The organism is Neorhizobium sp. BETTINA12A, from assembly GCF_023006485.1.
GTDB lineage: Bacteria > Pseudomonadota > Alphaproteobacteria > Rhizobiales > Rhizobiaceae > Neorhizobium.
In genome coordinates this window covers 11,629-32,232 of record NZ_JALBGW010000045.1, presented here as the reverse complement: position 1 = coordinate 32,232, position 20,604 = coordinate 11,629, and the positions used below count along the sequence as shown (strand labels likewise).

The 20,604-nt window shown below is 61.4% G+C and carries 20 protein-coding genes and 1 tRNA gene; 17 read left to right on the top strand and 4 right to left on the bottom strand.

The annotated features are described in order from the left end of the window. Positions 1-33 precede the first annotated feature (33 nt). Together MOV61_RS13930 and MOV61_RS13925 are read left to right on the top strand one after the other, a co-directional pair. Positions 34-110 (top strand) — tRNA-Met (locus MOV61_RS13930). 560 nt (positions 111-670) lie between these two features. Continuing rightward, the gene (locus MOV61_RS13925) at positions 671-1,594 is read left to right on the top strand and encodes a LysR family transcriptional regulator (RefSeq protein ID WP_051899904.1); all 924 of its coding nucleotides are present in this window, start codon (positions 671-673) and stop codon (positions 1,592-1,594) included. A gap of 34 nt (positions 1,595-1,628) precedes the next feature. Here the strand turns inward: MOV61_RS13925 and MOV61_RS13920 are convergent, their stop codons facing one another. Continuing rightward, entirely contained in the window at positions 1,629-2,633 is a 1,005-nt protein-coding gene (locus MOV61_RS13920) for a hypothetical protein (RefSeq protein ID WP_247136979.1), read from the bottom strand. A gap of 276 nt (positions 2,634-2,909) precedes the next feature. Between MOV61_RS13920 and MOV61_RS13915 the strand changes: the two genes are divergently transcribed. From MOV61_RS13915 to MOV61_RS13845, 15 genes are all read left to right on the top strand, one after another. Then, positions 2,910-3,584, top strand: a complete 675-nt coding sequence (locus MOV61_RS13915) for a glutathione S-transferase family protein (protein ID WP_247136978.1) — start codon at positions 2,910-2,912, stop codon at positions 3,582-3,584. A 230-nt stretch (positions 3,585-3,814) separates the two neighbouring features. Then, positions 3,815-4,681 carry an aspartate/glutamate racemase family protein gene (locus MOV61_RS13910; protein WP_247136977.1) on the top strand — a complete coding sequence of 289 codons (867 nt, stop codon included), beginning with the start codon at positions 3,815-3,817 and terminating at the stop codon, positions 4,679-4,681. A 4-nt stretch (positions 4,682-4,685) separates the two neighbouring features. Continuing rightward, entirely contained in the window at positions 4,686-6,056 is a 1,371-nt protein-coding gene (locus tag MOV61_RS13905; RefSeq protein ID WP_247136976.1) for a dihydroorotase family protein, read from the top strand. A 2-nt stretch (positions 6,057-6,058) separates the two neighbouring features. After that, positions 6,059-6,985: a dihydrodipicolinate synthase family protein gene (locus tag MOV61_RS13900; RefSeq protein WP_247136975.1), complete on the top strand. Its 927-nt coding sequence runs from the start codon at positions 6,059-6,061 to the stop codon at positions 6,983-6,985. Between the two features lie 123 nt (positions 6,986-7,108). Further along, positions 7,109-7,945 (top strand): ABC transporter substrate-binding protein, encoded by an 837-nt coding sequence (locus tag MOV61_RS13895; protein ID WP_247136974.1) that lies wholly within the window; start codon positions 7,109-7,111, stop codon positions 7,943-7,945. A 17-nt stretch (positions 7,946-7,962) separates the two neighbouring features. Next, entirely contained in the window at positions 7,963-8,670 is a 708-nt protein-coding gene (locus MOV61_RS13890; protein WP_247031943.1) for an amino acid ABC transporter permease, read from the top strand. 25 nt (positions 8,671-8,695) lie between these two features. After that, positions 8,696-9,793, top strand: a complete 1,098-nt coding sequence (locus tag MOV61_RS13885; protein ID WP_247136973.1) for a hypothetical protein — start codon at positions 8,696-8,698, stop codon at positions 9,791-9,793. A 4-nt stretch (positions 9,794-9,797) separates the two neighbouring features. Further along, complete coding sequence (locus MOV61_RS13880; RefSeq protein WP_309493809.1) at positions 9,798-11,294, top strand: amino acid ABC transporter permease/ATP-binding protein; 1,497 nt, start codon at positions 9,798-9,800, stop codon at positions 11,292-11,294. Positions 11,295-11,425: 131 nt separating this feature from the next. After that, complete coding sequence (locus tag MOV61_RS13875) at positions 11,426-12,142, top strand: GntR family transcriptional regulator (protein WP_247136972.1); 717 nt, start codon at positions 11,426-11,428, stop codon at positions 12,140-12,142. A gap of 29 nt (positions 12,143-12,171) precedes the next feature. Next, a complete protein-coding gene (locus MOV61_RS13870) occupies positions 12,172-13,467 on the top strand; it encodes an FAD-binding oxidoreductase (protein WP_247136971.1) in 1,296 nt (431 codons plus the stop codon). A gap of 51 nt (positions 13,468-13,518) precedes the next feature. Beyond that, positions 13,519-13,899, top strand: coding sequence for a hypothetical protein (locus MOV61_RS13865; protein ID WP_038547517.1), 381 nt, complete (start codon positions 13,519-13,521; stop codon positions 13,897-13,899). A gap of 112 nt (positions 13,900-14,011) precedes the next feature. Continuing rightward, positions 14,012-14,839 carry a creatininase family protein gene (locus MOV61_RS13860; protein WP_247136970.1) on the top strand — a complete coding sequence of 276 codons (828 nt, stop codon included), beginning with the start codon at positions 14,012-14,014 and terminating at the stop codon, positions 14,837-14,839. A 155-nt stretch (positions 14,840-14,994) separates the two neighbouring features. Beyond that, positions 14,995-15,810, top strand: a complete 816-nt coding sequence (locus MOV61_RS13855) for a chromate resistance protein ChrB domain-containing protein (RefSeq protein WP_247136969.1) — start codon at positions 14,995-14,997, stop codon at positions 15,808-15,810. A 1-nt stretch (position 15,811) separates the two neighbouring features. After that, complete coding sequence (chrA, locus tag MOV61_RS13850; RefSeq protein ID WP_247136968.1) at positions 15,812-17,215, top strand: chromate efflux transporter; 1,404 nt, start codon at positions 15,812-15,814, stop codon at positions 17,213-17,215. Positions 17,216-17,329: 114 nt separating this feature from the next. Further along, positions 17,330-18,151: a bifunctional allantoicase/(S)-ureidoglycine aminohydrolase gene (locus MOV61_RS13845; protein WP_247136967.1), complete on the top strand. Its 822-nt coding sequence runs from the start codon at positions 17,330-17,332 to the stop codon at positions 18,149-18,151. Positions 18,152-18,200: 49 nt separating this feature from the next. On the opposite strand, the gene MOV61_RS13840 is transcribed toward MOV61_RS13845, so the two are convergent. The 3 genes from MOV61_RS13840 to MOV61_RS13830 are packed head-to-tail and all read right to left on the bottom strand — an operon-like array spanning position 18,201 to position 20,604. Continuing rightward, positions 18,201-19,037 (bottom strand): GNAT family N-acetyltransferase, encoded by an 837-nt coding sequence (locus MOV61_RS13840; RefSeq protein ID WP_247136966.1) that lies wholly within the window; start codon positions 19,035-19,037, stop codon positions 18,201-18,203. Further along, complete coding sequence (locus MOV61_RS13835) at positions 19,034-19,780, bottom strand: aspartate/glutamate racemase family protein (protein ID WP_247136965.1); 747 nt, start codon at positions 19,778-19,780, stop codon at positions 19,034-19,036. The genes MOV61_RS13840 and MOV61_RS13835 overlap by 4 nt, the downstream gene beginning before the upstream one ends. A gap of 5 nt (positions 19,781-19,785) precedes the next feature. Beyond that, complete coding sequence (locus tag MOV61_RS13830) at positions 19,786-20,604, bottom strand: ABC transporter permease (RefSeq protein WP_247136964.1); 819 nt, start codon at positions 20,602-20,604, stop codon at positions 19,786-19,788.

The following is a 20,604-nucleotide window of genomic DNA, read 5'->3' as shown; positions in this document are numbered from 1 at the left end:
ATCGCTATTTTGCCTTCGGCAAAAAGCTTATAACGCGGGGTGGAGCAGCCCGGTAGCTCGTCAGGCTCATAACCTGAAGGCCGCAGGTTCAAATCCTGCCCCCGCAACCAAATTCCCCAAACTCCCGTAGCAATCGCTCCGGGAGTTTTTTTGTTGTCGATGGATATTGTACCGTTCCCAACCAGCCCTCGTCCTCCACGAGAAAACCCAGGACTCTCCGAATTCCCGGAGGAAACTTGCTTCCCAGGTCACCTGCAATCGTAGCCTCCGTCGGACGCTCTCGGCTCACGCTTGAGGCTTGCCACCGTCTTCCAAGGCGGCCATGGCAATGGCCTGCCTGCGGGCGTCGCGGTAGCGGGAAATAGGCCCCTCAGGGCCAGCCGGCGCGTAGTCCACGGCTGATTGATCGGCAACGCCCGAGAAGGCGTGTCTGATGACCGGTACAATTGCAACATGCCACCATTCGGCCGCTTTCCCCAGATCGAGAGCGCAGCCACGCCACACACGCCAAAAAATGCATTCGCGGACTCCCACCCGAGCAGAGCGGTCGATCCCGTAACGGACTTCGCAGTTAAAATGTTATTGCTCTTGCCGGGCGTTAAGGCGCGATTGGCAATCGGATGTCCAATAGCCTTTGCTGGCAGCAACCATAGCATGACGGATACTTCACTTGAGCCAAAGAATTTCAGATTTTGACGTTGGCCTCCTCGTTACATTGGAAGCGCTTTTGGCAGAAAAGAACGTGACGCACGCGGCGGCGCGGCTGAACATAACGCAATCGGCATTATCCGCCCGACTGACGCGCTTACGACAGCTTCTGAACGATCCGCTTTTCATTCCGGCAGCGTCCGGTCGTGGAATGGTCGCGACGCCACATGCCTCTGCGCTGGAGCCGGAGCTTGCCCGGCTGCTCGAAAGATTTAATGATTTCGTCAACACCGCTCATTCGTTTGATCCGGCCACCACCAAAAGGATTTTTCGGATAGCGGCGACAGACAACCCGGCCGCCATCTTGGCCCCGGATCTCATTCCGGTACTGCAAGCGAAAGCGCCATTCGCGAAAATTGCATTCACCTTGCCGAACAAGGCGCGGATCGCGGAGCACCTGGAGAAAGGAGATATCGACCTTTTCGTGGGAGCAGCGGAGGATGCGGCAGAAGAATTGATCGGGCAGACACTTTTCCAGGAAGAATTTGTAACCGCGCAGCGGCGCGGACATCCGCGCGGAAATAAGCCATTGACGATGGAAGAGTTCTGCGACGCCGACCACCTGCTGATTTCGACCAGCGGCGGCCATTTCGCCGGAATGATCGATGACGCTCTGGCCGAAATGGGGCGGGAACGTCGGGTCTCGGTATCGATTCAGAGCTACGGGCTTGCGCCTTTGGTGCTGGCTAACACGGATTGCATTTGTACTTTGCCAAAGCGCTTCCTGGAGAGATTCGAGGATACCCTCGACCTTTTCCCGCCGCCCCTTCCGATATCGACATTCAGTATGAATCTATTCTGGCATCCCAGGGTTCGAACGGACCCGGCACATATGTGGTTCCGCAAACTCGTCTTGTTGACCGCCAAGGCCACAACGGCGGAGTAGACGGGCCAAAGCGCCGCTCCGGCCCATTGAAATGTCAAAATTTCTGCAGCGTGAAGTCGCTCACCTTATCGGCCTTCGGATTGAAGAGGGTGTCGAGCCGCGAGTTTAGCACCCAGACGGCATTCCCGACCTTGGTCGGGGCAGTTGGCATGGATTGAACGCTCTTCACTTCGCGAGCGACTTTGGCCGTCTTCCAGTCGTCAGTCGACACCAGCTCAATCGTCTTATCGATCCCAAGGTTGACGGCCACATAAAGACGCTCACCATCCGGGAGGCTGAACCCGTCCGCGCCCTTCAGCGATCCTGCAAGTTCGACCCGTCGGATATCTGTCGGATTCGAAATCGTCACCTTGAACAGGTCACCGGAATTGTATTTTCCGACAAGAAGATAGCCGCCCTTATGGTAGGCGATGCCGTTGAGGTTGAAACCTTCTGCATCTTTAAACAACGGGCTCTGCGCAAAGATGCTCGTTTTGCCGGTGGTATCGATCTTGTAGATGACCGGAGCGAAGCTGTCCGTGACATAGGCATTGCCTTCATCGTCGAGCGCCAGGTCGTTCGCGAAGTGTGGTCCCTCGGTCAAGGGGCCGAGGTCGTAATATGCCAGGCGCTTGCCGGTGATTGCATCGTATTTGGCGATTCCCGCGAGCGTGCCTTGGGTCGCAGCGGCTGTGCGTGTGCCCGCACCCGGATCGGAGTTGGCAACCCAGAGTGTGTCGCGTGCATCATCGACCAGAATGCCGATAGTCGAGACAAGCTTGTCGTCCTCGATGAACGGCTTGTACTTGCCGTCCTGCGTTACGGTACCAACGGTCCCGTGGGTGACCGATCCAACAAAGAAGCGGTTCTGCTTAGACGACCAGCTCGCGCTTTCTGAGTAGTTCTTGTCGGCAGTGAAGACAATCTCAGACTTGCCGACGGGTGGCGCGGCACTTCCTGCGAAAGCCATGCTGGAGATAAGGATGGAAATTGCCGCGACGCCGGCGAGAAGTGTACGCGAGATCATGATTTGCTCCTTTCGATGCTCGATAGCCAGCATCTACCGGGTCATCCGATCCCGCGGAAATCGTCTCTTGCGATCGCAGGCATCGACAAAAATCATACGTCTGTGAGGCTGAAAGCGTAGCCGGTGGGCTCGATCGCACACATCCCGGGCCGAACTGACAAAGAGTTCGGCCCGGGATGTGTGCGAGAAATCGAGCCGCATCATATGACCGATCGACCAAATCGATTGGTCGATCGGACGGCTGCCATGCATTTTTGTCGATGGCGGCCATCAGGCGATGGCGGTGCTCTCAATCAACGGATGCCTGAAATGAACCTGTTCTTCCACGCGACACCGAACTCCATGAAGGTTGCAGTATTGCTGCATGAACTTGACGAATCTTTCGACGTAACACCCATCGACATCTCCAAGGGAGAGCAGCATACGCCCGAATTCCGCGCGGTTAATCCAAACGGTAAGGTGCCTGCACTCATCGATGGCGATGTCACCGTGTTCGACTCCCACGCTATCCTGCTCTACGTCGCGGAGAAGCGTGGCAAGTTCGTTCACATGACTCCTGCAGGGAAGGCGGCAATGCTGTCCTGGCTTCAACTGGTTGCGACAGGGCTGTCGCCCTATTCTGGTCAGGCCATACATTTCATTCATTATGCGCCGGAAGACCTGCCCTATGCCAAGAACCGTTATTTGAACGAAGTCATCCGGACCTATCGAGTTCTGGACGAGCGGCTGAGCAGGTCATCTTGGTTGGCAGGCGACGACTACACGATCGCCGACATGGCTTTGTGGGGTTGGGCGGCTTCGGCGGGCTACATCTTCGGAGAAAAGGGGCTCTCCGACTTTCCGGCCGTCAAGCGCTTCATGGAGACTATGGCGGCACGTCCGGCGGTGCAAAGGGCGTTGACGTTGAAGGCCTCGCATGTCTTCAAGACAGACGTGGACGAAGAGACTCGGAAGGCCTTTTTCCCGCAACAGCACGACAAATAGTCTTCCCGACCGACATCACTTAAAGCGCTCCGGCTGTATCCCCTGGGTCCAGCCGGCCTTGCCGTCCTTAAGAGAAGTGAGCGTCTGTGGGACGAGGTGCGAGACGATCCCGTTCCACTGAACCGCCTCCGCGCGCCAGCCTCGTCTCGCGCGAACGGAACAGACGTACCATTGCCCGGCACAACGGAGACGCGGCCTATCTGCAGGGTGCGACACCGGCGGCGCATAGCGTGGCCGAGAACCGCAGGCACGGGAAACTCGAAAAATCCTACGCCTGGTTAATTCACATAAGCATGATTTTAAGGCACTTGCTCAATCAGCAACCACCTAAGCGCATGAAAAAGCATGCATCTTTCAAAAAACTCCCTATAAAAATATCAGTTGACATATTACAGAAGATACCGGACGCTCGTTGCGGTTATCGAGATAGGGTTCTGATGAAAATTCTTGTTCTCAATCCGAATAGTTCGGCGAAGGTGACCGAGGCAATCGCGGCGAGCATCGCGCCGTTGCAGGCGGTGACGAAGCACATGATCGTATGCGATCGCCTACCCGATGCGCCGATCGGCATCGAGACCGATGAGGATGTGGCGCTTGTCGCGCCTATGGTCGTCGACGCGATCGCTGCAAGCGATGCGGATGCCTTCGTCGTAGCCTGCTTTTCCGATCCCGGTGTCGCTGCGTCGCGATCGGCGACGAACCGACCGGTGGTTGGCATCGCAGAGGCTGCATATTATGCCGCGCTGCAGCTTGCGCCGCGCTTCGGTGTCGTCTCGCTCGGGGCTTCTTCGGTTGCTCGCCATGCGGCTCATATCGAACGGCTGGGCCTGACTGAGCGTCTCGCAGCGGACAGGGCTGTCAACATGTCCGTGGCGGAAGCCAACGACCTGAGCCTGGCCGGCGCGTCGGTCGCGCGGACCGCCAAGGTCATGGCGGAAACGGACGGCGCCGGTGTCGTGATCCTCGGCTGTGCCGGCATGGGCGGTCATCGTCCCGTGCTGCAGCAGGAGTTGGGCGTGCCGGTTGTCGATCCCGTTCAGGCGGCCGTTGCGGCCGCGATCAACGCGCTCGATCTCCAATATTTTGCTAAGGGTTGATCCGATGGAGCTTGTCGTCAAGGGTCGCGTTGTGGTGCCGGATGGCACCCTGGAAAACGGTTGGGTAGCAATCTCCGGCGGTCGCATAGCCGCTGTCGGAACGGGCGAAGCGCCTGCAGCCGCGCGCGTCGACGACCGTGGGAACGCGCTCATCCTCCCCGGTGCGGTGGATGGCCAAACCCATGCAACAAGCTACAAGGGCCTCCCCGGCATCACCGACACGACGCGGTCGGCGATCGCAGGAGGTGTCACCACGCTGGTCGACATGCCTTATGACAATCCGGAGCCGCTTGATCGGCCGGAGCGTCTGGATGCCAAGGTCGCAGCGATCGCAGCGCATTCTCATGCCGACATGGCGCTTTATGGAACGGCGACCCGTGAGACGGGCACGGCCAACCTGGCGGCGCTGATCGAAGGCGGCGTGGTCGCCTTCAAAATCTCGTCGTTCGAGAGCAATCCCGTGCGCTTCCCGCGGATCGCCGAGGACCTCACGCTCGACCTGATGGAGTCGCTGGCTTCGACGCACATTCCGCTCGGGCTGCACAATGAGGATCAGGAGATCATCATGGCCCGCATCGCACAGGCGAAGGCGGCTGGCCGCAACGGGATCGTCGCGCATGCGCAAGCACGGCCGGAGGCGGCCGAGCTGGCGGCGACCGGCCAGTTCCTGGCTCTCGGCCTTGCAAGCGGCGCGCATGTCCATCCGGTCCATCTGACGACGGAAGCGGGCTTTCGCCTGACCGGAGCGGTCGCCGGACTTGGTGCCGCGGCAACAGGCGAGCTTTGCGTTCACTATCTCTGGCTGGATGCCGCGCGCGACGGCGATCGGCTCGGAGCGCGGATGAAGGTGAACCCGCCCATCCGTTCGGCTGCGATCGATGGCTTGTGGCAGTCGATTTCCGACGACCTCGTGGCATTCGTTTCCTCCGATCATTCGAGCTGGCCGATCGACAACAAGCTGACCGACTCGATCTTCGATGCAGGTGCAGGCGTTCCTGGCCTCGAGACGCTCTTCCCGGCGTTCTTCACGGCTGCCGAAGCGCGTGGCTTCGACGCTGCGCGCCTCAGTGCCGAATATCTGGCTGAGCGTCCCGCCCGCTTCTTCGGCATCGACGACCGCAAGGGCGCGATCGTCGTCGGCCGCGATGCCGACCTGGTCGCGCTCGAACAGGGTTCGTTCGTCTGGGACGAGACGGCCTCTCATGACGGCCTGAAGTGGAGCCCCTTCCACGGCGAGACCTTCACGGTCCGCGTGGCGGCAAGCTGGCTGCGCGGGCAGCTCGTCTGGGACGGCAAGGGCATTCTCAACAGCCCCGGCAGCGGACAATTCGTACCGCGCGCCACCGCCGGCTGGTATGCGACCGAAAGGGGCTAACGATGGCGCTTCTTGACGAAAAGGTGCGCGGCGTCTTCGTGATCTCGGTCACGCCGTTCCAGGATGACGGATCGCTCGATCTGGATAGCCTCGACCGCGTGACAGACTTCTACCTGGAGGCAGGTGCCGATGGTCTGACCGTTCTTGGTATGATGGGCGAGGCGCCCAAGCTGACGGGCACCGAGTCCCGACAAGTCATCCAGCGCGTCATCGCACGGGCGCAGGGCAAACCGGTCGTGGTCGGCGTCTCGTCGCCCGGTCTTGCAGCTCTCGCCGAAGTCAGCCACGAGGCGATGGCACAGGGTGCTGCTGGCGTGATGATCGCGCCGCCGATGAGCCTTCGCACGGACGCGCAGATCCTGAATTACTACCGCCAGGCCTGTGGCTTCCTGGGCAGCGACGTGCCGGTCGTGCTTCAGGACTTCCCGCTGGCGACGACAGTGCAGATCAGCGACGAACTGCTTGGCCATCTGATCGACGACCTTCCGCAGATCGTCATGCTCAAGCACGAGGACTGGCCGGGCCTGTCGAAAATCTCCAAGCTTCGCGATGCGGAAAAGAAGGGTCGTCGGCGCATTTCCGTGCTTTGCGGCAATGGTGGCGTTTTCCTCCCCGAAGAGGTCGCGCGCGGCGCCGATGGCGCCATGACCGGCTTCGGTTTCCCGGAAATGCTGGTGCAGGTTACTGATCTGGCGGGCCGCGGCGAGATGGATCGTGCCCAGGATCTCTTCGATGCCTACCTGCCGCTCGTCCGTTACGAGCAGCAGCCCGGCGTCGGGCTTGCGGTTCGCAAATACGTGCTGGCCAAGCGTGGCGCCATAGCCTCGGCCGCGCAACGCCAGCCCGGCGCGCAGCTGGATGCGCTGGCGCAGGCCGAAGTGGAGCGGCTGCTTCGCCGCCAGGAGACACGCCTCGCGGAGCTGGGCTGATGGATTACGGATTTACCGGACGCAGGCCGCCGGTTCCTGGTGCAAGCTGCGGCTTAGGCGCGGCGCGCAATACGTGGAAATAAATCAGTAAGTAAAATCGAACCAACAAAAAAGGGGAATGACATGATGAAAAAAACACTGTGCCTTGCTTTCCTTGCCATGACGGCGACCTCCGCGCTGGCGGAACCGACCCTCACCAAGGGAAAGATCTCGTTTGCCGCAGATTTCGCCGCGGCTCCGAACCAGTTCATCCGTACCGATGGCCAGAAGGACGGCCTCAATGTGGACATGTGCGGTGAGATCGGAAAACGCCTCGGGCAGGAAGTCGAATGGACCAACCTTGCGTTTCCCGGCCTGGTCCCCGGCCTCCAGGCAAAGCGCTTTGACAGCCTCTGCACCGCGATCTTCATCAACCCGGACCGCCTGAAGATCATGAACATGATTGCCTACGTCCAGTGGGGTGAAGGCATGATGGTGCCGAAGGGCAATCCGGGCGGTATTTCGTGCGAAGGCAAGATCGGCATGCCGGCCAGCTACAATGCCTGCTTTGATGGCCTGGCCGGCAAGGTCGTCTCGGTCGCAGCCGGGGGCACGACCAACAAGAACCTGCAGGCGCAGAGCGACCGCATGGTCGCCGCCGGAAAGAAGGCGATCGACATTCGCGCCTTCGATTCCAACTCGGAAGCCATCCAGGCGGCCGTGACCAAGCAGGTCGATGCGGCCTATCTGAACGACCCGCAGGCAGCCTATTACATCTCCACCAGCAAGGCGCCCTTCGACATGGCGTTCACCGGCAACGCGGCCAACCGCCTTGCGATCACGACGCTGAAGGACAATACCGATCTGGCGAACATGATCGTCAAGGCGCTCGAAGCGATGCGCGCGGACGGCACCTACAACAAGATCGTCGAGAAGTGGGGCGTGGCTCCGGTCGATGCATTCGTCCTCAACCCGCAGTGATCTGATATAGGTTGACGATGCAGTTCTCGGTCGAGACATTCCTGCATTATCTGGCTCAGCCACGGTTTGCCACCGTGGCTGGCGTCACCCTGCTGGTCGCGATCGCAGCGCAGGCGATCGGAACCGTCATCGGGTTGATCCTGGCGTTGTGCGCCCTGTCGCGGCACAGGGCCTTGCGGATACTCTCCGGGACCTGGGTCTGGCTTTGGCGCGGCACGCCGCCGCTGGTCCAGCTTTTCCTTCTCTATTTCGGCCTACCCCAACTCGGCATCCGGCTCGGGGTGCTGGAGGCGGGGCTGATCGGCCTCGGCTGCTACTCCGGCGCCTACATGTCCGAGATCATACGCGGCGCATTGCAGAGCGTGCCGCCCGACCAGATGCAGGCCGCCCGGGCCATGGGCATGAGCTGGCTCGGCGCCATGCTGCACGTGATCCTGCCGCAATCGGTGCGTTTGATCCTGCCGCCGTTCGGCAACGAATTTTCCTCGATGATGCGCACCACATCGCTTCTTTCGGTCATTTCCTTCAGCGAACTTCTGCGCGTCACGCGAACCGCCATCAACGAAACCTACGCTGTCATCGAACTCTATGCGGTCGCGGCCTTCTGGTACCTGCTGATGTATTCCGCCTGGATCATCGTGCAGAGCCAACTCGAACGCTACGCCGCAGCAGGCAGCGTCAAACGAAACATGACCAACGTCGCGACCCCGGTGGCGAAAGGTTGAGATACTCGTATTCCGGAGAAACTGAATGAAGACCGCTGTTCTGTTCGGCGTCGGCGCCATGGGCGGGCGACTGCTGCGCGTACTCGAAGCCGACTACCCGACCGTCGAGATAGTTGCCGCCATCGATACCGATGCCGCGAAGATCGGCCGCACGCTGGCCGACGTCACGGGCTACCAGCGTTTCGGCAGCGTAAAGATTGTCGGCGATCTCGCTTCGGCACTCGCCGGAATTTCAGGGAAACCGGACGTGCTGGTGCACATGACGGAGTCCAAGCCTCACCTTATTAAGGAGCAACTGCTCGATGCCCTGAATGCGGGCCTCAATGTGGTGTCGGCTGCCGAATCCATGTTCTATCCCGGCCTTCGCTATGGCGAGTTTGCTGAAGCGCTGGACAGTGCGGCGAGGGCCAGCGGCGTGTCGATCACCGGCACCGGCATCAATCCCGGGTTTTCCTACGATGTGCTTCCGCTGGTTCTGGCACGCGGCACCAGCGCCGTAAAGCGTCTGACCATCCATCGCTGCATTGACGTCACCGGCACGGGGCCGGGGGATATCGAGCATGTCGGATACGGTCTGACGCCCGAGGAGTTCAACCGCCGCATCGCCAATGGCCGCGTCGAGGGTCACATGGGTGCGCCGGAATCGCTGATCCGCATCGCAGATGCCCTCAATCTGGAGATCGACGAGATCACCGAGGCATGGGATCTCGAGACGGCCGATTTCGAAGTCGATAGCGGCGATCCGACACTCGGCATCCTGCCGCCCGGCCGCGTCATCGGCATCACCCAGCGTGCCCGGGCGCTACATCAGGGCAGGGAGGTGCTCAGCACCTCGCTTGCCATGTACTACCAGCCGGAAAAGTTCGACCTCGTCGAGGAAGACCGGATCGAGATCGATGGCGCTATGCCTGTCAAAATGTCGATCAAGCCTGCCATGCAGTCGCTATTCGGCGCGGCCAACATCATGGCCAACACGATCGTGCCGCTGGCCGATGCCGAACCGGGTTTGGTGTCTCCGCTGGATCTGCCTACGGGCGGCACCGTGCGCGGCGTTTCGCGCTACGCGGTGGATCCGTCGCGCCAGACCAGGCCCGGTTACCTGCCGGTTGTGAGAAGGGTCTGATTTCGTGGGTTTCGACGCCGGCATATTCCTGGATATCCTTCAGTCGCCTCTGTTGCTGAAGGCGGCCTGGGTGACGATCTGGGTTGCCGTCGTCGCTCAGACGATTGGCACGGGTCTTGGCTTCGTCCTGGCAGGCATGCTGGCGGCGCCCAGGCTGCTGCGCTGGCCGGCACTCGGCTTCCTTTGGCTGTTCAAGGGCACACCGCTGCTCGCGCAGATCCTGTTCTTTTATTCCGCGCTGCCGCAGATGGGCGTTCCCTTGAGCCTGATCGCCACCGGCCTGCTGTCACTGGGCCTGAACGAAGGGGCTCGCATGGCCGATATCGTGCGCGGCGGCCTGATGTCCGTCTCGCGCGATCAGCGCGAGGCAGGCCTGGCGCTGGGGCTTCATCATTGGCAGATTTTCCTTAAGGTGGTGTTCCCGCAGGCGATACGGGCAATCATACCACCGCTCGGCAACAATTTCAGTTACATGATCAAGGCCACGTCGCTGCTTGCTGCCATCTCTTTCGCCGAGCTCCTGCGCGTCTCCCAGCAACTCGCCCAATCGACCACCCGCGCGCTGGAAGTCTATCTGGCCGTCGCGCTCTGGTATCTCGTCATCCTGACGATCTGGACGCTCATACAGCACCGGATCGAAAAGGCGGTCGCGCTGAAGACGTCCAGTCACGTATCCGCACCGCCGCCGATCGTCGAGCGCACCGTAGTGCGAGGCGACCTGGGACCGGATGCGCCGTCTCGTCGCGACCCGGTGCTCGAGGCGCGCAACCTCACCCGCAGCTTCGGGCCGATCAAGGGACTGGACGATGTCTCGCTTTCCGTCGGCAGAGGCGAAGTCGTGGTGGTCCTCGGTCCGTCGGGGTCGGGCAAGAGCACTTTGCTGCGCGCGCTGAACTGGATCGAGCCTGCGGATAGCGGCGATGTCCTGCTTGCTGGCGAAAGCCTGCCCTGGGTCGATGCGGCCCGTCGCATCGCGCGCCCGGAACACATGCTGGACAAGCGTCGCCGTCGCCTCGGCATGGTGTTCCAGAGTTTCGCGCTGTTTCCCACAATGACGGCTCGGCAGAACGTGGCCTTAGGCCCTCGCAGGCTGCTCGGCATTCCGAAGACGCAGGCGCTTGCTGCCGCGGACAGACTGCTCGACAAGGTCGGGCTCAAGGACAAGCTGCACTCCTATCCCGTGGAACTGTCTGGTGGACAGCGCCAGCGCGTTGCCATTGCGCGGGCGTTGTCGATGAAGCCCGATGCCGTGCTCTTCGATGAACCGACATCCGCTCTGGACCCGGAATCCGTCGGAGGCGTCCTGGGCGTGATGGCGGATTTGGCCGGACAAGGTTTGACGATGGTGATCGTGACACACGAGATTGGATTTGCCCGGCGAATCGCCGACCGCATCGCCTATATGGAGCGCGGCCGCCTGTTGATGGATTTGCCGCGCGATCAGGCTTTTGGCGATGATGCGCCGGATTACTTCCGCGCTTTTCTGTCTCGTGAAGGATAATCAGGGATAAGCCATGTGGAATTGGCCATCGGGTAAAAACGCCGCCTTTCGATTGTGTTTTGTACATGCATATCTGCCGGAGCGATCGTCGGATTGCGGGCTGAAAGGCCGACTTACAGATAGGAGAGCCCATGGCTGAGGTAACAGCAATCAGGAAGAAGCGTCGGGTGGTGCAGCCGGCAAAGCCGGCATCGCTGATGGAACAGGTTCACGATGCGCTGCGAACCCAGATTCTGACATGCGCAATCCGTCCGGGTCAGGAACTGAACGAAGCTGAAATCGCGGAGCGCTTCAATATATCGAAGACGCCGGCCCGCGAAGCGTTGGCCGCCTTGCGGCAGGAGGGACTGGTCAGATCTTTTCCGCGCCGCGGCTACCAGGTCACGCCGATCACGTTTGCCGACATGGATGAACTGTTCGACGTGCGAACCATTCTGGAAGCAGGCGCTGCCGAACTCGCCTGCACCCGGCTGACGGGGGAGCAGATAGATCGTCTGAACTCCCTTGCAGATGCCACCTATAATCAAGGCGAGCAGCTCAGCCTCGCTACGTTCATAAGGTCCAACCGTGAATTCCATCTGGCGATTGCGGAAGCTACCGGCAATGGAAGGCTCGTCCAGCTGCTGACCCATCAGATCGATGCGCTTGAACGTTTCTTCTATCTCGGCGCCCAGCTGCGAGACGTGAACAACGAGACCAGCGTCTCGCACCACCAGATCGTCGAAACCCTGGCCCGTCGTGACCAGGCGGCTGCACGGGAAATCATGATCCGTCACAACGAGCAGACCCGCCAGGGACTGTTCCAGGCGCTTGCGACAGGGCGGGGATACGATCTGATTAACCTCTAGCGCTGGGCCAAGGTCCCGCATGAACAGGAATGATGATGGAAATCGGGTCATTGTGGGAGGCGATCACGCCAGCTGCGCCCAGATGCGCAAAGCTGGCGGACGCGATCACCGCTGACGTGGTGGTGGTGGGTGGTGGGTTCCTCGGCCTTTCATCCGCCCTGCATGCCGCCGAGGCGGGGCTTGACGTGGTTCTGCTCGAAAGTCATCAACCTGGCTTCGGTGCATCCGGGCGCAATACCGGCTTCGTGGTTCCGAGCCTCAAAACATCGCTGGGGCCTGCCGAGGTCGTGGCGGCACTCGGCGCCGATCATGCGGGACGCTTGCTGAAACTCGTCGCCGAATCTGGCAAGGCGGTGTTCGACCTGATCGAGCGCCACGAGATCGACTGCGACGCCGTGCAGAACGGCTGGCTGCAGCCGGCGCATTCGCGTGCGGCGGAAGGGGTGCTTCATGGCCGTATGCCGCGGCTGCTGGACGCCGGCGTCGACGCCGAATGGCTCGATCGCGATGCCATGCTCAAGCGCACTGGACTTCCATCGCTGCATGGCGGAATCCGCGTGGCGTCCGGTGGCCAGATCACGCCGCTGGCCTATGCGTACGGGCTCGCGCGCGCTGCCATATCGGCGGGAGTACGACTGTTCGGCGACAGTCCCGCAAAGAGCATCGAACCCGATGGGCAGAGTTGGCGCGTGCGGACTGCCGCTGGCGAGGTTCGCGCCCGCCGCGTGCTCATGGCCACCAACGCGCTGATCGGCAACCTGTTGCCGGAGTTGCGTGCGTCGATCATTCCCGCTCGTGTGTTCCAGATCGCTACCCAGCCGCTGCCGCGGCCTCTTCGCGAGACACTGTTGCCTGACATGGCCCCGGTTGCCGATACGCGCCGTCATACGTTCGCATTGCGCTGGTCTCCGGACGGCCGACTGGTGACCGGGGGCATGGTGCCACCGCTGCCCGGACGAATGGCATTGGCCCGCAGGCTTTTTGCAAATCGTCTTCGCCGCATGGTTCCGGATCTCCCGGAAGTCAGAGTGGAATATTCATGGACCGGGATGATTGCCGGTACACCGGATTTCCTGCCGCGGATGATGCGCATCAAGCCGGGCATCGATGCGGTGATCGGCTGCAACGGCCGCGGCGTAGCGCTGACGACGGCTCTCGGACGAGAAATTGGTCCCTGGCTTGCCGGCCGGATGGCGGACGCGGACCTGACCTTGCCGCTGACCGCGCCGCGACCGATTCCCTTCAGCCGCATATCCGGACTAGGACCGCATCTCATCCTGCCGGTCTGGGAGGCCCGGGACGCTTTCGAAGCGCGGTTCCGATAGAGCCGCCACACGTCTGGAAATTCAATTTTCTGCGAACCAAGGAGTCATGACATGAGCGAAGAAGCGGTTGGCGGCAAGATCAAGTGGTCGCGCCAGGAACAGGTGGCGCTGACCTGGGTGCATCCGGGCCAGGAGTTCAGCCACCGGCTGGTCACAAAGAAGCTGCACGGCTCGTCGATTTCCTTCCACATCACCACTTACATGCCGCACTTCGACACCATGGTCGAGGGTGATGGCGTGCATGAGGTGATCCTCTATTGCCTGCATGGCTGGTCCAAGCAGATCGTTGAGGAGACCGGCGAGGAGCACATCTTCAAGCCTGGCGATGCGATGTACCTGCCCGTCAATTACCGCTACCGCCACATCATCGGCGAGGCCGGCCTCGTGATCGCCGTCTGCGCCAACCCTTCGAAAGAAGCGGGCGACATGTAATTTCCGTGCGGGCGGGGATAAGCTGCCGCCCGCTACTCCAGCCGCGAGGGTTCCGGACATGACAGGCATTGCACCCAGGCATTTTGCGCCGTCTTCATTCATATGGGCCGAATTGACGCGTGCAGAGCTGGCGGCGAAGCGGGATGCCGGTGCTTTGGTCGTCGTGCCGACGGGTGCGATCGAGCAGCACGGCGACTTCCTTCCCGTGGAGACAGATACGCTGCTTTCGGCCGCCGTTGCCGAACTCGCGGCAAGCCGCGTAACCAGGGTGGAAATTGTCGTGGCGCCCGCTGTTTCCGTTGGCTTCTCGCCGCATCACCTCAGCCATCCGGGCACGATCAGCCTACGGCTGGAAACCTATCTGGCGGTTCTTTCCGATACCGCGCGGTCAATCCTGGATTCCGGATTTCCGCGCGTCGTCTTCGTCAACGGTCATGGGGGCAACTCGGCGCCGTTGCGCTCGCTCTGCGCCCAGATGGTGACCGATGGATATGCGGTTGGCATGGTCGATTATTTCGCACCGGGCGAGAGGGACTGGTTGCCGCTTCTGAAGGGCGCACTGCCGCGCACCGGCCATGCCTGCGAACAGGAGGCGGCGTTGACGATGGCATTGACCTCTCCGGAAGCGAGCGAACGGGTCCGATCGGCGATCGAAGGGCTTCCGGCGCGCCTAGTGCAGCCCTGGATCGCGCCGGGCCACACGGGCGATCCGATCACCGCGTTCGGGGCAGGCTGGCCGCCGATCTTCCAGGCGGACGACTGCGGTTATTTCGGCGATCCGGCAAAGGCTACCATGGAAAACGGCGCCTTGATCCTCGAAGCGACGGTTGCGGGTCTGGCGGCATTTTTGGAAGCATTCGCCCGTACACCGTTGCGGCTGGGAATCGCTCGTGACGCCGCCTCGCCGAGGCTGGCGAGAGAAATTCGAGAGCGGACGTAAGCAAGAATGACCGTGTCAATATCGCGGCCAGACGTGGTAGTCGCTTGACAGTCGTCGCGCACGCGGTCACCATCTCATAATGGGGTTGCGATCACCCCACGAGGCGTCAGCCGAAGAATCGCGTCCATTCAACCCAAAACCAGGGAGGACGCGTTATGCCGTCATTTCTCGAAATTTCTCCTGAAAAACTCAACCGCCTTGTCGGTACGCCCGGCGCACCGCTCATCATCGACGTCCGCACGGACGAAGACTTCGCGCTCGATCCGCGGCTGGTACCGGGATCCGTCCGCCGCAAGCACGAGAATGTCACAGAATGGAGCGGAGCCGTCGACGCTGAATCTGTCGTTGTCGTCTGCCAGAGGGGTGGCAAGCTTAGCCACGGCGTCGCCGCCTATCTCCGGCACGAAGGGGTGGTGGCCGAAAGCCTGGAAGGCGGCTTCGAGGCCTGGGCCGCCGGAGGGATGGTGGTTCCAGAGGACAAGCTGCCTCCCCGCGACGACCACGGTCGAACCGTCTGGGTGACGCGCGCCCGGCCGAAGATCGACCGTATCGCCTGTCCCTGGTTGATCCGGCGTTTCATCGATCCGGACGCATTGTTTCTTTATGTGCCGGCATCCGAGGTTTCGATGGTTGGCAGCCGGTTCGGTGCGACGCCCTTCGATATCGAGGATGTATTCTGGAGCCACCGGGGCGAGCTCTGCACGTTCGACGTCATGGTCGAGGAGTTCGGGCTGACCTGTGATGCGTTGCTGCGTCTTGCAACCATCGTCAGGGCGGCCGACACCGCGCGACCCGACCTTGCCCCAGAGGCGCCAGGGTTGCTGGCGGCGTCGCTCGGTCTGTCGCGGATGTATAACGATGACCTTGAGCAGCTTGAGGCTGGCATGCTTCTCTACGACGCCTTCTATCGCTGGTGCCGCGATGCTACCGAGGAGACCCATAACTGGCCTTCGGTGAAGAAGGGAGCTTAAAATGGCCGAGGTCATCAGAGATGCGTCCGCGGATCGCGAGAAAAGCGAATATATCCATGGAGTCTCCTTCGGCGAGGCCTTCAAGGTTTGGGTCCGTATCGCCGCTCTCAGTTTCGGTGGACCGGCTGGACAAATCGCCGTCATGCATCGGATCATTGTCGACGAGAAGCGGTGGATCGGCGAAAACCGCTTCCTTCATGCCCTCAACTACTGCATGCTTTTGCCCGGACCGGAAGCCCAGCAGCTCGCGATCTATATCGGCTGGCTGATGCATCGGACCGCGGGCGGACTGGTTGCAGGCATCCTGTTTGTGCTTCCCGGATTTCTGGCCATCCTTGGCCTGAGCTACATCTACGCCGCCTTCGGAAGCGTAGGCGTTGTCGCCGGATTGTTCTTCGGGCTGAAAGCTGCCGTTCTCGCGGTCGTTGTCCAAGCCGTCTTCCGGATCGGCAGCCGGGCCCTCAAGAACAATGCCATGGTGACGATCGCTGCTGCCGCCTTCGTCTCGATCTTCTTCCTGCATGTCCCGTTTCCGTTGATCGTTCTGACTGCGGGCATCGTCGGTTATTGCGGCAGCAGGTTCGGTCTTGCGTCTTTCAAGGTCGGGGGCGGCCACAAGACGGCCGGTGGCCCTACACTTTCAGACGCCGACTCGCTTCTCGGAGAGGGGACGCCGGCTCACGCGCGCTCCAACCTCTCATGGTCGCTTCGCATCTCGGCGATCCTTCTCGCACTCTGGATCATACCCATCGGCTTATTGTGGTGGGTCCTGGGTTCGAATGACGTCTTCACCCAAATCGGGTTTTTCTTCAGCCAGATGGCAGTCGTCACCTTTGGCGGGGCCTATGCGGTTCTCGCTTATGTGGCGCAGGAGGCCGTCCAGCACTATGGATGGCTGAAGCCTGGGGAGATGCTCGATGGCCTTGGCATGGCAGAGACGACACCCGGACCGCTGATCATGGTGGTGCAGTTTGTCGGCTTCATGGGCGCCTTTCGCGATCCCGGAGCGCTCAACCCGATGATCGCGGCGACCCTCGGCGCCATCCTGACCACATGGGTCACCTTCGTTCCATGCTTCCTCTGGATATTCCTCGGCGCGCCGTTCATCGAAAAGCTGCGTGGCAACATCGCGCTTGCCGGAGCGATGTCGGCGATCACCGCGGCGGTGGTCGGGGTGATCCTCAACCTCGCCATCTGGTTTTCGTTGCATACGCTGTTCGAAGAAGTCCACGTGGTCCGTCTGGGAGCGTTTTGGCTCGACATACCGGTCCTCGGTTCGATCGTCCTTCCGGCCGCTGTCCTTTCGACCGCGGCCGCAGTTGCGATCTTTCGGTTCAGAGTCTCGGTGATTACCACGCTGCTCGCCTGCGCACTCGCTGGCATGGCGTGGACGCTCGCGACATGAGCGGAAATATCGGAGCCGTGGCATCCGAGGTCGAGTTTTTAGTTGCTTAGAGATGCGCGGCGCTTAAAGCATATGCGTGTCAGACGCCGCGAAATTGGACCGCAAAACAGACCCATGACCAACAGAGATTATTATTCGAAACTCGGTGGCCTGCCGCCGCAGACCGAACTGCTTTCCAGCAAGGCTGTTTTCACGACATCCTACGCCGTCATCCCCCGAACCGTCATGTCCGATATCGTGGCCAGCCTGCTTCCCCATTGGCAGGGAACCCGGGCATGGATCATCTCCCGCCCGATGACGGGGTTTTCGGAGACGTTCTCGCAATACATCATGGAGGTTCAGCCTGGAGGCGGAAGCGACCGGCCGGAACCCGATACCCGCGCCGAGGCGGCGATCTTCGTCGTCGAGGGCGAGTTGTCGATCGAGTTCGCCGGAAGCGATCATGCGCTGAGGGCCGGTTCCTTTGCATATATCCCGGCCGGATCGCCATGGAAGCTGCGCAATCGGGCCACGGCGCCCGTCAAGTTCCATTGGGTCCGCAAGGCCTTCCAGGCGGTCGAGGGGCTGGATGCTCCGCCGGCGGTCTTCACCCATGAAGACGAGCATCCGATTTCCTGGATGCCGGACACGGGCGACCGCTGGGGAACCACCCGTTTCCTCGATACGTCCGACGTCCGTTACGACATGCATCTCAACATCGTCACGTTGGAGCCGGGCGCGACCATCCCCTTCATGGAGACCCATGTCATGGAGCACGGCCTCTACGTGCTCGAAGGCAAGGCGGTCTACCGGCTCAATCAGGATTGGGTCGAAGTGGAGGCCGGCGACTACATGTGGCTGCGCGCCTTCTGCCCGCAGGCCTGTTATGCGGGTGGTCCGGGACGTTTCCGTTATCTGCTCTACAAGGATGTCAACCGGCACACCCAACTCTGGTAGTCGCTGGTTTTCGTGAACGCGAGCGGCGTCCGGGCGTTGGGATGCCGCCTCAGCCGAGTTCGAGAGTGGTAATTCCGAACACGCCCGGCATACGCACCGCCGGCGCCGTACCGCGATACATCCGCGCGGTCGTGAAGCCTTTCACGAAACGATGCGCCTCCAGATAGGTGGAAAATTCCGTCTGCGAGGCGGGTACGTCGACGTGCAGCATTTCGTCGCCGATCTCCGCGGCGCAGGCGTTCAGCAGCGTTTGCGCGTCGTCAGCGGTCTGCGTAAACAATGGGCCGATCTTATAACCGTCATGGCATTTGCGGCAGACTGCATAGCCGCGGATATCGCTGTCGCGGACGAGGACCTTGGCGGCACGCGGCGGCTTCAGCCAGGCGGTCAGGAAGGCATCGCGCTCAGCGGGGAAGAAAGCGTGGTCATAATCAAGAATGGCGGCTACGAGATCATCGGTGATCGCGGCCACATCGGCATTGCGGCTTCCAGCAAGGCTGCCGCTCCAGCGAAACGTCTCGTAGGCCGGCTCGAAGCCCATGCAGCCATAGTTTGCCTGCTGTTCCGGCACGCCGTCGAGGCCGATCGTCCGGCTGTCGAGATGCGCCATGCCCGCATCCCAGACCTTTCTGCCAAAACCTTTGCCGCGAAAATCTGGGCGGGTGATGTAAAGGCCGATAAAGCCGAAATCGGAACCGTAGCGGACCGCGGATATGCCGGCTGCCATCTGGCCGTCCACGAAACAGCCGATGAAACCTTGAGGATCGGCGGCATGGAGAGCCGGCGCATCGACAAGGCCCGGATTCCAGCCCTCGATCCGCGCCCAGTCGACGAGCTGTTCGACCTCGAAGGAGGTGAGCGCGCGAATGGTGGGATGGGTTTTCATTTGGCGATGAGTTTCCCGGGCTCGAAATCTTCGAGCAGACCTATATAGGGCTTGCGGACCGGCGAAGCATAAGCGCCTCGCTTGGCCGTCGACAAGCCCAATGTCACCAGCGCCTCGGCCTGTTTCACCGCTGCCGCGACGCCGTCGACCACAGGTACGCCGAATTCGCGGCGGAGTTCGGCCGTCAGATCGGCCATGCCGGCACAGCCGAGCACGATCGCCTCCGCCTTGTCGTCGCGCAGCGCCGTCGCGATCTCGCTGCGCAGCCGGTCGCGGGCGTTGGAATTCGGGTCCTCCAGCGAGAGGACGGGAATATCGGCGGCCCTCACCTTGCATCGCCCGGACATGCCGTAGCGATGAACAAGATGTTCGAGCGGCAGGCGCGAGCGTTCCATGGTAGTGACGATTGTAAAACGCTGGGCGATGAAGGCGGTCGTGGCCAGAGCCGCTTCGCAGATGCCGACCACAGGAATATTGGCCAGCGCCCGTGCGGCGTCGAGGCCCGTGTCGTCGAAGCACGCGATGATCGCCGCATCGGCACCGGCCTTCTCGGCCTTGGCGATCTCGATCAGCAGGCCGGGCACCGCGAAGACCTCGTCATAATAACCCTCGATCGAGACCGGTCCCATGGAGGAGGTGAGGGCAAGGATTTCGGTGCCGACATTGGCGACGCGGGTTGCGGAATCGGCGATCGTCGCCGTCATGCTGGCGGTGGTATTCGGGTTTACGACAAGGATGCGCATTCTATTCACGACTGCAGGCGGCGGCGATTGAGGTGGATGATCAGGCCGAGCGTGCCGGCGATGACAAGGAAGGAGAACACCGTCGTGACGGTGCCAAGCGCATAGAGCACCGGCGTCGTGACATTGGTCGTCATGCCGTAGATTTCGAGTGGCAGCGTGTTGAACGAGCCTGCCGTCATCAGTGTACGGGCGAATTCGTCATAGGACAGCGTGAAGCCGAACAGGCCGACGCCGATGAGGCTCGGCGCGATCATCGGCAGCACGACATGGCGGAAGGTCTGCCAGGGCGAAGCGCCGAGATCGCGCGCGGCTTCCTCGTAGGCCGGCGAAAAGCGGTTGAAGACGGCAAACATGATCAGGACGCCGAAGGGTAGCGTCCAGGTGAGATGGGCGCCGAAAGCCGAGGTATACCAGGACGGCTGGAAACCAAGCTGCTGGAAGACGACGCCGATGCCGAGCGAGATGATGATCGACGGCACCACGAGGCTGGCGACCGCGAGATAGAACAGAGCGGTGGAGCCGATGAAGCGGCGGCGGAAGGCGAGGCCCGCCAGCAGCGAGACGACGACGGTGACGATCATCACCATGATGCCGAGCATGGCGGAACGGCGGAACGATCCGCCGAAATCGCCAACCGCCTGCGTCTCGAACAGGTTGGCGAACCAGCGCAGCGACACGCCGTTCAGCGGAAAGGTGAGGCCGCCGTTCGGTCCCTGGAAGGAGAGGATCAGGATCGCCGAAAGCGGGCCATAGAGGAACAGCACGAAAATGGCGAAGAAGATGGCGAGGATGTAGAATTCGCGTCCGCGCTTGTCGCTGTGCAT

Excerpts from the sequence above, each read along its gene's own strand:
- MOV61_RS13920 (WP_247136979.1), bottom strand. The coding sequence starts at position 2,633 with ATGCTGGCTATCGAGCATCGAAAGGAGCAAATCATGATCTCGCGTACA.
- MOV61_RS13915 (WP_247136978.1), top strand. The coding sequence starts at position 2,910 with ATGAACCTGTTCTTCCACGCGACACCGAACTCCATGAAGGTTGCAGTA.
- MOV61_RS13905 (WP_247136976.1), top strand. The coding sequence starts at position 4,686 with ATGGAGCTTGTCGTCAAGGGTCGCGTTGTGGTGCCGGATGGCACCCTG.
- MOV61_RS13900 (WP_247136975.1), top strand. The coding sequence starts at position 6,059 with ATGGCGCTTCTTGACGAAAAGGTGCGCGGCGTCTTCGTGATCTCGGTC.
- MOV61_RS13895 (WP_247136974.1), top strand. The coding sequence starts at position 7,109 with ATGATGAAAAAAACACTGTGCCTTGCTTTCCTTGCCATGACGGCGACC.
- MOV61_RS13890 (WP_247031943.1), top strand. The coding sequence starts at position 7,963 with ATGCAGTTCTCGGTCGAGACATTCCTGCATTATCTGGCTCAGCCACGG.
- MOV61_RS13885 (WP_247136973.1), top strand. The coding sequence starts at position 8,696 with ATGAAGACCGCTGTTCTGTTCGGCGTCGGCGCCATGGGCGGGCGACTG.
- MOV61_RS13875 (WP_247136972.1), top strand. The coding sequence starts at position 11,426 with ATGGCTGAGGTAACAGCAATCAGGAAGAAGCGTCGGGTGGTGCAGCCG.
- MOV61_RS13870 (WP_247136971.1), top strand. The coding sequence starts at position 12,172 with ATGATGATGGAAATCGGGTCATTGTGGGAGGCGATCACGCCAGCTGCG.
- MOV61_RS13865 (WP_038547517.1), top strand. The coding sequence starts at position 13,519 with ATGAGCGAAGAAGCGGTTGGCGGCAAGATCAAGTGGTCGCGCCAGGAA.
- MOV61_RS13855 (WP_247136969.1), top strand. The coding sequence starts at position 14,995 with ATGCCGTCATTTCTCGAAATTTCTCCTGAAAAACTCAACCGCCTTGTC.
- chrA (WP_247136968.1), top strand. The coding sequence starts at position 15,812 with ATGGCCGAGGTCATCAGAGATGCGTCCGCGGATCGCGAGAAAAGCGAA.
- MOV61_RS13845 (WP_247136967.1), top strand. The coding sequence starts at position 17,330 with ATGACCAACAGAGATTATTATTCGAAACTCGGTGGCCTGCCGCCGCAG.
- MOV61_RS13840 (WP_247136966.1), bottom strand. The coding sequence starts at position 19,037 with ATGAAAACCCATCCCACCATTCGCGCGCTCACCTCCTTCGAGGTCGAA.
- MOV61_RS13835 (WP_247136965.1), bottom strand. The coding sequence starts at position 19,780 with ATGCGCATCCTTGTCGTAAACCCGAATACCACCGCCAGCATGACGGCG.
- MOV61_RS13830 (WP_247136964.1), bottom strand. The coding sequence starts at position 20,604 with ATGCACAGCGACAAGCGCGGACGCGAATTCTACATCCTCGCCATCTTC.